Origin of the sequence: uncultured Sulfitobacter sp., assembly GCF_947497275.1 — a bacterium.
Taxonomy (GTDB): Bacteria; Pseudomonadota; Alphaproteobacteria; order Rhodobacterales; family Rhodobacteraceae; genus Sulfitobacter.
Genome location: NZ_CANMFS010000003.1, coordinates 514,025 through 527,350 on the forward strand (window position 1 = coordinate 514,025; position 13,326 = coordinate 527,350).

The 13,326-nt window shown below is 62.5% G+C and carries 12 protein-coding genes; 7 read left to right on the top strand and 5 right to left on the bottom strand.

All coding sequences use genetic code 11. The features are described 5' to 3' along the window. Positions 1-149 precede the first annotated feature (149 nt). The 5 genes from Q1A06_RS09230 to Q1A06_RS09250 all read left to right on the top strand — a co-directional run bounded on the left by Q1A06_RS09230 (position 150) and on the right by Q1A06_RS09250 (position 4,263). A complete protein-coding gene (locus Q1A06_RS09230; RefSeq protein WP_299561947.1) occupies positions 150-758 on the top strand; it encodes a glutathione S-transferase in 609 nt (202 codons plus the stop codon). A 64-nt stretch (positions 759-822) separates the two neighbouring features. Beyond that, a complete protein-coding gene (locus tag Q1A06_RS09235) occupies positions 823-1,758 on the top strand; it encodes an aldo/keto reductase (protein WP_299561950.1) in 936 nt (311 codons plus the stop codon). Beyond that, a complete protein-coding gene (locus tag Q1A06_RS09240; protein ID WP_299561953.1) occupies positions 1,755-2,834 on the top strand; it encodes an FAD-dependent oxidoreductase in 1,080 nt (359 codons plus the stop codon). The genes Q1A06_RS09235 and Q1A06_RS09240 overlap by 4 nt, the downstream gene beginning before the upstream one ends. Then, positions 2,831-3,484 carry a DUF938 domain-containing protein gene (locus tag Q1A06_RS09245; protein ID WP_299561956.1) on the top strand — a complete coding sequence of 218 codons (654 nt, stop codon included), beginning with the start codon at positions 2,831-2,833 and terminating at the stop codon, positions 3,482-3,484. Before Q1A06_RS09240 ends, Q1A06_RS09245 begins: the two co-directional genes overlap by 4 nt. Then, the gene (locus Q1A06_RS09250; RefSeq protein ID WP_299561959.1) at positions 3,481-4,263 is read left to right on the top strand and encodes a GH25 family lysozyme; all 783 of its coding nucleotides are present in this window, start codon (positions 3,481-3,483) and stop codon (positions 4,261-4,263) included. The genes Q1A06_RS09245 and Q1A06_RS09250 overlap by 4 nt, the downstream gene beginning before the upstream one ends. Here Q1A06_RS09250 and Q1A06_RS09255 read toward each other — a convergent pair whose 3' ends face one another. The 5 genes from Q1A06_RS09255 to Q1A06_RS09275 form a co-directional block, all read right to left on the bottom strand. Then, positions 4,264-4,758, bottom strand: coding sequence for a hypothetical protein (locus Q1A06_RS09255; protein ID WP_299561962.1), 495 nt, complete (start codon positions 4,756-4,758; stop codon positions 4,264-4,266). Further along, positions 4,721-7,213, bottom strand: coding sequence for an FAD-dependent oxidoreductase (locus tag Q1A06_RS09260; protein WP_299561965.1), 2,493 nt, complete (start codon positions 7,211-7,213; stop codon positions 4,721-4,723). Before Q1A06_RS09260 ends, Q1A06_RS09255 begins: the two co-directional genes overlap by 38 nt. A 122-nt stretch (positions 7,214-7,335) precedes the next feature. Further along, the gene (locus tag Q1A06_RS09265; protein ID WP_299561968.1) at positions 7,336-8,739 is read right to left on the bottom strand and encodes an FAD-linked oxidase C-terminal domain-containing protein; all 1,404 of its coding nucleotides are present in this window, start codon (positions 8,737-8,739) and stop codon (positions 7,336-7,338) included. Positions 8,740-8,742: 3 nt separating this feature from the next. Continuing rightward, positions 8,743-10,521: a gamma-glutamyltransferase gene (gene ggt / locus Q1A06_RS09270; protein WP_299561971.1), complete on the bottom strand. Its 1,779-nt coding sequence runs from the start codon at positions 10,519-10,521 to the stop codon at positions 8,743-8,745. A gap of 71 nt (positions 10,522-10,592) precedes the next feature. Further along, positions 10,593-11,579, bottom strand: coding sequence for a D-glycerate dehydrogenase (locus tag Q1A06_RS09275; protein ID WP_299561974.1), 987 nt, complete (start codon positions 11,577-11,579; stop codon positions 10,593-10,595). Positions 11,580-11,706: 127 nt separating this feature from the next. On the opposite strand from Q1A06_RS09275, the gene Q1A06_RS09280 reads away from it, so the two are divergent. Next, positions 11,707-12,237 (top strand): SH3 domain-containing protein, encoded by a 531-nt coding sequence (locus Q1A06_RS09280; RefSeq protein ID WP_299561977.1) that lies wholly within the window; start codon positions 11,707-11,709, stop codon positions 12,235-12,237. 67 nt (positions 12,238-12,304) lie between these two features. Further along, complete coding sequence (locus Q1A06_RS09285; RefSeq protein ID WP_299561980.1) at positions 12,305-13,294, top strand: NADPH:quinone reductase; 990 nt, start codon at positions 12,305-12,307, stop codon at positions 13,292-13,294. The last annotated feature ends 32 nt before the right edge of the window (positions 13,295-13,326 follow it).

The window sequence follows — 13,326 nt, forward strand, 5'->3', positions numbered from 1 at the left end:
GTTTGCTACAGCGTCCATTGCGTCTTGGTCGCTGCGATTTCGCGCAAGTGGCTTACATCCGGCCCGGCATTGATCCTTGCAAACAAAAGCTGTCGCCGCCGGGCGTCTCTGATCTTTCCGCCGGCGCATAAACCGCCTAAGCTTGGAAGATGATGAAACTGCATCACCTCAACAGGTCCCGCTCTCTCCGTATACTGTGGCTTCTCGAAGAAATCGGCGAGCCCTACGAAATCGTCCTGCACACGCGCGATCCCGACACCAATCTGGCGCCTCCCGCACTGCTCGACGTGCATCCTCTTGGGAAATCCCCGGTGCTTGAGATGGACGGCGATACGATCATCGAAAGCGGGGCGATCACGGAAATCCTGTGCATGAAACATGCGCCGCACATGATACCGCCCGTTGGAACCCCGGACCACCACCGCCATCTGGAATGCATGCATTTCGCCGAAGGATCGGTGATGATACCTGTTTTGCTCAATCTCTACGTCGGCCGCCTCGGCGACGCGGGTGCGCCGCTTCATCCGCGCATCCAATCGGAGCTGGAAAACCACTTCGCTTACATGGAAAGCATTCTGCGCACGTCAGGGCACTTCGTTCTCGACGAAATCTCGGCTGCGGACATCATGATGAGCTTTCCGGCACAGATTGCCTTGCGGCTGGACATGGGCGAAAAGTTCCCCAAACTCAAACGGTTTATCGACGCCATGGAAGCGCGACCGGCCTACCAGCGCGCTGTCGAGGTTGGCGGAGTCTGAAGATCTGCAAGGCTGCGCGTATCTGCGATTGCTAATGCGCGATGCAGATGGCACCAATTCGGATATGATACACACCCTGACCAGCCTCGACGGCACTCCGGCAAGCCGCCTCGCATTCGGCACCATGCAATTCGGCGGGCGGGCGGATGCGGCTGCCTCGCAAGACATGTTTGACGCGGCGCTGGCGGCGGGCATCACGCATTTCGATACGGCCCATGTGTATACTGACGGTGCGTCCGAAACGTTGCTGGGTCAGATGATCAAGCCGCACCGCGAGCGCCTCATTATCGCGACAAAGGCGTCCTATGGCGGCGGTGCCTCGGCGCGCAACATCCTCGACAGTGCGGAAACTTCGCGCAAGCGCATGGATCTGGACGTAATCGATGCGCTGTACCTGCACCGCTTCGATCCCGATACGGATATGCACGAAAGCTTCGAGACACTGGCGAAGCTGCGCGATCAGGGCATCATCCGCTACGTTGGCATTTCCAATTTCGCCGCCTGGCAGGCGGTCAAGGCCGTCTGCATCGCCGCGACCTATGATCTGGAAATCTCGCTGATCCAGCCCATGTACAATCTGGTGAAACGGCAGGCCGAAGTCGAGATCCTGCCGATGGCGCAGGACATGGACATGCTGTGCGCACCCTATTCTCCGCTGGGCGGCGGCCTGCTGACGGGTAAATATGCCGAAGGCAGCAGCGGACGGCTGACCGAAGACGACCGCTATGCCGCGCGCTACAATTTCGACCATATGCGCACCGCGGCAGCTCAATTGCCGCAGATCGCGGCGGACCTCGGCACGCATCCTGCGACGCTCGCCGTTGCCTGGGCTGCGGCTCATCCGACCGGTCCTACGCCGATCGTCTCGGCACGCTCCGCGGCACAGCTGGCGCCGTCGCTTGCGGCGATGGAGTATGAAATCTCCCCCGCAGTCTACGCGCAACTGGCGGCCCTCGTTCCGGCACCGCCCCCCGCCACTGACAGGGCGGAAGAAGCATGAACGCCGATATCATCGTCATCGGCGGAGGTATCGCGGGCCTGTCCGCTGCCGCGCGTCTGTCAGCAGATGCCAAAGTGATCCTGCTCGAAATGGAGAGCGCCACAGGATATCACGCCTCCGGCCGGTCCGCCGCGTTGATCGAGCAGAATTACGGCGCGCCGTCGGTCCAGGCACTGAACCGCGCAAGCGTGGGATACCTGCGCGACGCGAATGGCGGCTATCTCACCCCACGCGGGCTGATGATCGTGGCAAGCGCGGACGAACGCGAAGCGTTCCAAATCGATCTCGGAAAAATGGGCGTCGACGAAATTTCTGTCCAAGAGGCGCGGGATATGGTGCCTGTGCTCGAGCGTGAAACCCTCGCGTTCGCGGGCTATCACGCCGATGCTTTCGATATCGACACGGACCGGCTGATGCAGGATTTCATCCGCATCCTCAAGCGGAATGGCGGACAAGTCCTGACCGACAGGACCGTCACCGCCATCCGCCAGGAGGCGGGCGGGTGGTCCGTGACCGCCGGTGCCGAGTACACCGCACCTACCCTCGTCAATGCGGGCGGCGCTTGGGCCGATCTGATTGCGGGGATCGCGGGGGTCACGCCACTGGGCATCGTACCGCACCGCCGGTCGATGGCCCGGATCAAGGCACCGGGCGGACATGATGTCGGCGGGTGGCCGATGTTCTTTGGTGTCGGCGAGACGTGGTACGCAAAACCGGATGCTGGCGCTCTGATCATCTCTCCGGCAGACGAGGATGCGACCCATCCGCACGATGCCTTTGCCGACGACATGACGCTTGCCGAAGGATTGGCCCGCTACCAGCAGTTTGTCGCGGAACCTGTCACAAAACCACTAGCGACATGGGCCGGTCTGCGCAGCTTTGCACCCGACAGAACGCTCGTGCTGGGCCGCGATCCCGAAGTACCCGAATTCGTCTGGTGCGCGGGACAGGGCGGATACGGGTTCCAGACGGCGGCGGCGGCTTCGCTGCTGTTGGCCGATCTGGTTGCCGGTCGCGCGCCGGAACTCGACAAAACGTCGGTCGCCGCCCTGAAGCCTGATCGGTTGCGCGCATGAGCGCCCTGCCCGTCAACGCCAGCGTCGCCCACGCGGGTCAGGGCGCCCGGCTCAGTGCGCCATCCGCGCTCAGAAACGCGCCGGTGCTTTCGAACCTGCTGCGAGAGGTTGCACCGCCAAGTGGTCGCGCGTTGGAGATCGCATCGGGCACAGGCGAACAGATCACGCGCTTCGCTAACATTTTACCTTTGCTCGATTGGCACCCCACAGAGATAGACCGCACGCGCTTGGCAAGCATCGACGCATATCGCAGCGAAGCGGCGTTGCCTAATCTCCGGCCCACCCGCCGCCTTGATGCCTGCGCACCGGGCTGGTCAAGGGATGAGCCGCCCAGCGACTTGATATTGCTTGTGAACCTGTTGCATCTGGTCTCGGAGAATGCCGCGCGCACGGTACTCACGGAAGCGGCACGCGCCCTCGCAAGCGATGGCGTCTTCGTAATTTACGGACCGTTCCGGCGCTCTGGCAAGCTTTCGTCGGAAGGCGACATGCAGTTCGACGCCGATCTGCGTGCGGCGGATCCGCAGATCGGGTACAAGGACGATCAATGGATGCGGCACACGTTGACCGATGCGGGCCTGACGGTCAAAGACGTCCGCGACATGCCATCGAACAACCTCGCCTTTATTGCCGAAAAGGGAAAACCATGACATTTCGCGCCGCCTTCGCCATTCTCGTTTTCGGCATTCTTGTCGGTTGTAGCAGGCCCGCCGCCACACCGGTGGGCGACATCGTGCCGGCGAACTTCGACGATGCCGATCCGGTCGCGTTCCAAGGTCAGCGGCCGGACAGGTTTGCCGTGCACGGGATCGACGTTGCGCGGTTTCAACAGCGTTTGAACTGGCGTCAGGCCCGCGCGAACGGGGTGAACTTTGCCTTCATCAAGGCGACAGAAGGCGGTGATCTGCTTGATCCGATGTTCGCGCAGCACTGGCAGGGAGCCGGCGAAGCGGGCGTGGCGCGGGGGGCATATCATTTCTATTACTTCTGTACGCGGCCAGAGGACCAGGCGCGATGGTTCATCCGCAATGTTCCGCGCACACCGGGTGCGCTGCCGCCGGTTCTGGATATGGAATGGAACCCTTTTTCGCCAACCTGCGCCCACCGGCGACCGTCCGCCGCCGTGGTTCAGGATGAAATGGGCCGCTTTTTGAAAATCATCCGGCGGCATTACGGGCAGGAGCCGATCATTTATACCACGCCGCGCTTTTACGCCGAAAACAACCTGTCGCAGTTCACAGGTCACGAGTTCTGGCTGCGCACCACAGCCAAGACTCCGCGCGAAACGTTTCCGGGCCAAAGCTGGCGCTTCTGGCAGTATTCCGCAACGGGGTTGATCAATGGCATCGACGGCAAAGTCGATCTGAACGTATTTTCCGGTACACCGCCCGATTGGGAACGTTGGCTGAAGCTGCGCGCAGCACCGTGATCACGAAAGGCGGCCCAATCCCATAGGCAGGATCCACACAGGCACGCGACTGACACCGGTGCCGCAGGACGGCGCGTCGGCGCGCAGCGCGATCACCTCCTGCGACGCGCGCGCTGCAACACAGCCGAGATCGTTGTCGAAGCTGGGCAAATGGAACACCACGATCTTGCGGGTCCGGCCAAACCGCATCCGCGTGAGCGTGATATGACCTGAGACGCGATCATGGCAGGCGGCCCAGCACAATTCGGCGATGTCGGGCAAATGCCGCAGGCTTTCCCAGCGATCCAGCAGAACGACGGTCACGGTCGGGTCCGCCGCCTGTTGAGCGCCCAGCGCCGCGCGCACTTCGTCGGCGCGATCCCCGATCACCGCAATCGCCGCCGGACGCTGCGGCGACAGAGCGACACCGACGGCGAATACCACCGCGACAGACAGGGCCGCGATCGCCGTGAGACGGCTAGCCGTCCATGCGGATGGCTGTGTTTTTCGGATCATAGGGGCTGTCCTCGACGATCTCGGCCTCCCAAAGCCGGTCGAACATCTTGACCTGCAGCTTCGTTCCAACCTCGGCATGCTCGGGCTTTACATAGCCCATGCCGATGCTTTTGCCGAATGCGACAGAATAGCCCCCAGATGTCAGCCGCCCCGTCCGCCCGTCCGCGTGATACAAGACTTCGCGGCCCCACGGATCCGCATCGTCCGGCCCGTCAATCAGAAGCGTGACGCATTTCGCGCGGATTCCGTGATCGGCCATCCCCTGCTTGCCGTGAAACTCCTTGTTGAGATCGACAAAGCGCGGCAGATCGGCTTCCAGCGGGGTCGCGTCGCGCCCCAGTTCTGTACCGAAGGCGCGATAGGATTTCTCCTGCCGCAGCCAGTTTTGCGCACGCGCGCCGACCAGCTTCATGCCGTACTTTTCGCCTGCTTTCTCCAACAGGTCGAACAGGTGGTTCTGCATTTCGATCGGATGATGCAACTCCCACCCCAGCTCTCCGGTATAGGCCACGCGGATGGCACGCACCGGCACCATGCCAAGCTCGATGTTGCGCATGGTCAGCCAAGGGAAACGCTTGTTCGACAAAACCGTCGACGGATCGGCGTCTTTCACGATCTCATTCAGGACATCGCGCGATTTGGGGCCCGCGATGGCGAACACACCCCACTGCGTCGTGACATCGTGGCACTCGATATAGCCAAGTTCCGGCATCTTGTCTTGGATCGCCTTGCGCAGGTAGTCGCTGTCGTAGGCGGTCCAGCCACCGGCACTCACGAGATAGTATTCGTCCTGCGCGAGACGCACGATGGTATATTCCGTGCGGGTCGTGCCGTTGGCCGTGAGCGCATAGGTCAGGTTGATCCGCCCCACGGAGGGCAGCTTGTTGCAGGTGAACCAATCAAGGAAGGCGGTCGCGCCCGGTCCTTTGACGAGGTGCTTGGTGAATGCGGTCGCGTCGATCAGGCCGACGCCTTCGCGGATTGCCTTTGCTTCTTCGACCGCATATTGCCACCAGCCCCCGCGCCGGAAAGACCGTGCGTCGTGATCGTCAAAACCTTCGGGCGCGTAATAATTGGGCCGCTCCCAGCCGTTGACCCAGCCGAATTGCGCGCCGCGCGCGGCCTGGCGATCATAGGCGGGCGAAGTGCGCAGGGGCCGGCAGGCGGGGCGTTCCTCATCCGGGTGGTGCAAGATGTAGACGTGCTCATAGGCTTCCTCGTTCTTGCGCGCGGCGAATTCGGTCGTCATCCAGTCGCCGTAGCGTTTGGGATCGAGCGACGCCATGTCGATCTCTGCCTCGCCATCGACCATCATCTGCGCGAGATAGTAGCCGGTGCCACCCGCCGCCGTGATGCCGAACGAAAACCCTTCGGCCAGCCACATGTTGCGCAGACCCGGCGCCGGACCGACCAAAGGATTGCCATCGGGAGTATAGCAGATCGGCCCGTTGAAGTCGTCTTTCAGGCCGCAGGCTTCGGCGGAGGGGATACGGTGGTTCATCGCCATGTACTGATCCTCGATCCGGTCCAGGTCGAGCTGGAACAGATCGGCGCGAAAGCTGTCGGGTACGCCATATTCGAAACGCGCGGGCGCGTTGGCCTCGTAGACCCCGAGGATCCAGCCGCCGCGCTCTTCACGGACGTAAGACTGCGCATCGGCGTCACGGATCACCGGGTGCTCGATATTTCCATCCTTGCGGAACTTCACCAGTTCGGGATCGGCATCCATGACTATGAACTGATGCTCGACGGGGATCGCCGGCATCTTGATGCCCAGCATCTTCGCGGTGCGCTGCGCATGATTGCCTGACGCGGTTACGACGTGTTCTGCAGTGATCACGATCTGCTCGTCCGACGGCACCAGATTGCCCCCGCGTTCGACCATTTTGGTCGCCGTGACCTCCCACGCTTCGCCGTTCCAGTGGAAGGCATCCGCCTGCCATTTGCGTTCGATCATCACGCCCCGCTGGCGCGCACCCTTTGCCATCGCCATCGTCACGTCCGCTGGATTGATATAGCCGTCCGTGTGGTGATACAGCGCACCTTTCAGATCATCAGTGCGGATCAGCGGCCATTTCGCCTTGATCTCTTCGGGCGTCATCCACTGGTACGGCACCCCGCATGTTTCGGCAGTGGAGGCGTAGAGCATGTATTCGTCCATGCGCTCGTCCGTCTGCGCCATGCGCAGGTTGCCGACCACGGCAAAGCCCGCGTTCAGGCCTGTTTCCTCTTCCAGTCTCTTGTAGAACCGGATCGAATAGTCGTGAATATGGGTCGTCGCGAAAGACATGTTGAAATACGGCAAAAGCCCCGCCGCATGCCAGGTGGAGCCGGAGGTCAGCTCGTCACGTTCCAGAAGCATCACATCGTCCCAGCCTGCGCCCGCCAGATGGTAGGCGATGGACGTTCCCACGGCACCGCCGCCGACGACGAGTGCTTTGACGTTGGTTTTCATATTCCGATTCCCTTCGGGACTGATCTGGCTTCGTTTTAGCCATAGCCCCGGTTTTTCGACGGCAAACCGCGACAGGACAGCGCAGAAAACCGACCTTGGCCGAAATCACCGCACGCGCGGCGTCAGGCCGGAAGGATCTTGCCCGGGTTCATGATGTTGTTCGGATCAATGGCACGTTTGAGCTGGCCCATTACATCGACGGCCGCGCCCAGCTCCTTCACCAGATAGGGCCGCTTGCCCTGGCCGATGCCATGCTCGCCGGTGCATGTCCCGTCCAGCGAGATCGCCAGATCGTTGAGCCAGCTGATAAAGCTCTCGGTGCGCGCGATTTCGTCGGCGTCCTGCGGATCGACCAGAACGGAAGCGTGGAAGTTGCCGTCGCCCGCATGACCGACGATCGGCGCAATCAGGCCCAGTTCGGCTGATTTTTCGTTGGTTTTCACGACTGCTTCCGCAAGCCGCGAGATCGGCACGCCCACGTCAGTTGCCACCGCTTTGCACCCCGGTCTGAGCGCCAGCATCGCCCAATAGGCGTCGTGGCGTGCTTGCCAGAGGCGGTTGCGCTCTTCGAGCGTCTGGGTCGCCGCGTACCCGGTGCCGCCGAAGTCGTCGGCCAACGTGCCAAAGGTCTGCGCCTGTTCGGACACCCCCGCCTCAGAGCCGTGGAATTCCAACAACAACAAAGGCGTCTCCGGCAGCGACAGCTTGGAATATGCGTTGACCGCACGGACCACCATCGCGTCCAGCAGTTCGATCCGCGCCACCGGCAACCCATACTGGATCACAGCCATCACCGTTTCGCACGCCGCTTTGACCGATGGAAACGAGCAACTGGCCGCAGAAATCGCTTCGGGAATGCCCTGAAGTCTGAGCGTCACTTCAGTGATGACGCCGAGCGTCCCTTCGGAGCCGACCATGAGACGGGTCAGATCGTACCCGGCAGAGGATTTGCGCGCCCGGCTTGCGGTGCGGATGATCCTGCCGTCCGGCATCACTGCCTCGACACTGATCACATTGTCCTTCATCGTGCCGTAGCGCACGGCGTTGGTGCCCGAAGCCCGCGTGGCCGCCATGCCGCCAATGCTGGCATCCGCGCCCGGATCAATTGGAAAGAACAGCCCCTGATCGCGCAGATGGGTATTGAGCGCCATGCGCGTAACGCCCGGCTGAACCCGGCAATCAAGATCGGCGGCATTCACTGCGATGACCTTGTTCATCTGGCTCACGTCAATGCTGATCCCTCCCGCCGGTGCGTTCACATGTCCTTCCAGCGATGTTCCTGTACCAAACGGAATCACCGGCACCTTGTAGGCTGCGCAGGTCTTGATCACTTCGGCCACTTCTGCGGTGGATTGCGCAAAAACGACGCCGTCGGGAGGCTGGTTCGTCAACCATGTCGTCGTATGCCCGTGCTGTTCGCGGATTGCGTCGCCGGTCTGCAAGCGGTCCGCGAATTGTTGCTTGAGAACACCAAGAACTGCGCCGATACCGTCCTCGTTGCGCGTCATCGCTGTCGCCTGCCCCATTGTTCACTCTCCCAAAGCTATGCCTTCGCGGCGCGGATCCGCCCCGCCCTGCAACGTGTCGCCGATGGCGATCAGGTGCAGCCCGGACGTCAGCGCCCGCACGTCCGTCTCGAAACCGATATTTGCGAGACCTTCGGCAAGCGCCGCCGCCTCGGTGCCCTTCTCCAGATCATAGGTGCCGAACCGGTTCACGGCGTGCGGCACGGCGGCGGCCTGTTGTACATCCATGTTCCAGTCAAGCACCGCGATGATCGCCTGCGTCGTGTATCCGATGATGCGGCTGCCGCCGGGCGATCCCACCGCCAGCACCGGCTTGCCATCCTTCAGCACAATGGTCGGCGACATCGATGAGCGAGGCCGTTTACCCGGCTCCACCCGGTTGGTGATCGGCACACCGTCGCGGTGGCTTCGGAACGAAAAATCGGTGATCTGGTTGTTCAGCATGAAACCGCCAACCATCAGGCGACTGCCGAATGCGTTTTCAATGGTGGTCGTCATCGACGCCACGTTGCCTGCGGCATCCACGATGGAAATATGCGAGGTGGACGGCCATTCGATCGCGTCCCCATCGGCCCACAGCAGCGCGTGATCGAACGCAGGCGTGCCGGCACTGACTTCGGGAAGGGCATCGTCGCCCGACAGCAGCTTTGCCCGTTCAGCGAGATAGGCAGGATCGATCATTCCCGCGACCGGGACGGGTACGTAGTCGGTGTCCGCAACATAGAGACCGCGATCCGCAAAGGCGAGACGCGACGCGTCGCCGATCAAGCGCCGGACGTCGACGTCGTTCGGTCCCGCGCTCAGGTCATACCCTTCGAGCATACCGAGGATCTGCCCCACGGCCAAGGCTCCGGACGACGGCGGGCCCATGCCACAGACATCGTGCGCGCGGTAGGGTACGCAGATCACCGGGCGTTCCTTCACCCGGTAGATGGCCAGATCGACTTCGGACAGGACACCGGGATTGCCCTTTGCACCCGTGACCGTCGCGACCATAGTTTTCGCCAGCTCTCCGGCGTAGAATGCTCCGACCCCGTCCGACGCGAGCGTCTTGAGGGTGTCGGCATAGGGTCGGTTGACCAGCGTGTCACCCGCACGGACCGGTGTGCCGCCGGGCAGGAAATAGTCGGCGGTGATCTGCGACCGCGCCAAACGTTCGGCATCCGAGGACACGAGACCTGCAAGGCGCGGGCTGACGGCAAAGCCCGACTGCGCAAGGTCGATGGCCGGCGCGAGAAGATCCGCCCAGTCCGCACGTCCCCACCTTTTATGCACCTCGGCCAGCAATGCAGGCGTACCGGGAGTACCGACGGAACGCCCGCCGACAACCGCATCGTAGAACTTCAACGGTTCTCCGTCGGCGTCCTGAAACAATGTCGGCGTTGCGGCCAGGGGGGTTGTCTCGCGACCGTCGATGGTGGTCAATGCACCGGTGACCGCATCGTACCACACCAGAAACGCACCGCCGCCCAGCCCCGAACTTTGCGGCTCCACCAGCCCCAGCATGACCTGAACAGCCACAAGCGCATCCGCCGCCGTACCGCCTGCGGCCAGCACATCCGCTCCGGCCTGTACCGCCAGCGGATTAGCCGCCGCGACCATCCAGTTCTGCGCCTCGACGGGTCTGCCTGCGGCCTTCGCGGCCAGTGCTGCGTCTATCTCGGGGCTCAGGCTGAGGAAGGTGCCGGTGCCAGCCGCTTCGGGTGCGACTGTGTCCGCCGCCTGCTGCGCAGACACGCTGCCCGATACCGCGAACAGCGCATACATCAGAAATTTCCGCATCGTCGTTCCTTTCGCAAACCCATACCTGATCTTCGATCCGATCCCGCCTGCCAGCCCCGACGCCGCTCCGTTCAGAGCATTGCCGGCACGACCTGATCCGGCGGGCGGTGCCCGTCGTCGAATGTCTTGATGTTGATGAGAACCTTCTCGCCCATCTCGACCCGCCCCTCGATGGTGGCGGAGCCCATGTGCGGCAGCAAAACGACGTTGTCGAGATCGCGCAACTGCGGATTCACGTTCGTGCCATGTTCGTAGACATCAAGACCCGCGCCCTTTATCTCTCCCGCCTGCAACATCCGCGCCAATGCGTTTTCGTCGATCACCTCGCCGCGCGAGGTGTTCACGATGACCGCTTCGGGCTTCATCAGCTTCAGACGCCGCGCGTTCATCAAGTGGAACGTCGACGGCGTATGCGGGCAGTTGATCGACATGACATCCATCCGCGCGACCATCTGATCAAGGCTTTCCCAATAGGTCGCGCCAAGTGTCTTTTCGGTTTCCACATGAAGACGGCGGCGGTTGTGATAATGCACTTGCATCCCGAAGGCCGCCGCCCTGCGGGCAACCGCCTGTCCAATACGTCCCATGCCAAGGATTCCCAGACGCCGCCCCGAAATGCGCCCGCCCAGAAGCGACGTAGGCGCCCAGCCTTCCCACGTTCCCTTCTGCATGGTCGCCATGCCTTCGGGCATACGGCGTGTGACCGCGAGGATCAGTGCCATCGTCATGTCGGCGGTGTCGTCGGTCAGCACGCCGGGCGTGTTGGACACGAGGATGCCTTTCTGCCGCGCCGTGGCAACGTCGATATGATCCACCCCCGCGCCATAGTTCGCGATCAGCTTCAGCCGCTCGCCGGCCCGCGCGATCAGCGCATTGTCAATATCGTCGGTGATGGTGGGAACCAGTACGTCACAGCTCTGCACCGCGTCCTGCAATTCCGCCCTGCTCATCGGCGCGTCCGTATCGCGCAGCGTCACGTCGAACAATTCTGCCAGACGTGCCTCGACCACGTCCGGCAACCGTCGCGTGACTACAACACTCAGGGGTTGTTTTGGCATATCTCAATCTCCGGGCTTGGCTTGTAGCATTGATTTACCGCATGGTGGCGCATGCGACGACGAGGCACAAGAACCCCGCGTCGCAAAATATCGAGCAAGAAACAAAAGTCAGTGCAGGCAGCACACCATGAACACAATGACGATGCGCCGATGCGGCATCGGCGTCCTTGCGGCGCTGGCGGTGGTGTTCGCCACCAGTTTTGCCTCGCCCGTTCAGGCGGGTGAAACCGAAGTGGGCAAGGTCACGAACCGGCCCATCCCGCGCTTTGTGTCGATGAAGGCTTCCGAGGGCAACGTCCGACGGGGGCCATCGCTTACCCATCGAATCGACTGGGTCTTCAAACGGCGCGACATGCCGCTGCGGATCACCGCAGAGCACGGCCACTGGCGGCGCGTGGAGGACCGGGACGGCATGGGCGGCTGGGTTCACTATTCATTGCTTTCAGGCACGCGCACCGCGCTGGTCGAAAAGGACATGCTGACGCTGCATGTCCGCGCGGACGCCAAGGCGCCGGTCATGGCGGCGCTTGAGCGCGGCGTGGTGGCCCGCATCAGCGAATGTACGCTGGAATGGTGCTATCTCCGCTCGGGCGGCTACAAGGGATGGGCCCCCAAGGCACGGCTTTGGGGCGTGGGCGCGAAAGAAGTGTTCGACTGATTGCACAGGCCGCGCGGCTGCTGCATTCTGGCACCATCTTCCCCCAAAGAGCCAAGGACCGCGCAAGATGAAATGCATAACATACTCCCGTTTCGGCAAAGCCGCTGACGTCCTGTCGCTGCAAGAGATCGACACCCCCGCACCCGCACGCGGCGAAGTCACGGTCCGGCTCGCTTTTTCGGGCGTCAACCCGTCCGACATCAAATCCCGCGCCGGTGGTCGCCCCGGCGTCACCAAACCGGCGTTCGATCGGATCATCCCCCACAGCGACGGGGCCGGTACCATCGAAGCGGTCGGCGAAGGCGTGAACGCCGCGCGCATCGGTGAACGTGTCTGGATCTGGAACGGCCAGTGGCAACGCGCCTTCGGCACCGCCTCGACCCAAATCACCCTGCCCGAGGTGCAAGCGGTCCGGATGCCTGATGCGGTCAGCTTCGAAACCGGGGCGGTTTTGGGTATTCCGGGACTGACCGCATCCGAAGCCGTGTTCGGCGGTGGCGATGTCGCCGGCAAGACTGTCCTGGTTTCGGGCGGCGGCGGCACGGTGGGCTATCTCGCGGTCCAGCTTGCCGCTTGGGCCGGTGCGAAGGTGATTGCCACCTGCAGTGACAAGGACGCCGAGCGCGTCACGGCAGCGGGCGCAAACGCAGTCTTGGACTACCGGGCCGACGATCTGTCGCAGAAGATCCTTGCCGCGAATGATGGCGCCCCGGTGGACCGGATCATAGAGGTCGAATTCGGCGTCAACGCGCAGATGAACGCGGATGTGATCAAGCCGTGCGGCACAATCGCGGCCTACGGTTCGCAAATAGACATGACCCCAACACTTCCCTTCGGGCCTTTGCTGTTCAAGGCCGCGACCATCGACATCATACTGATCTATCTGCTGCCGCTGCCCGCGCGCGAAAAGCGCATCGTTCAGTTGCACCGCGCGCTGGAGGAAGGCGCGCTGCTGTGCCCGTGCGCGCAGGTCTATGCGATGGCCGACTGCGCCGACGCCCACGAAGCCGTCCGTACCGGCGAGCGCACCGGTGCCATCCTGATCGACTGCAACTGACCGGCCGCGGGGGAATTGCCAAGGTAGAAACC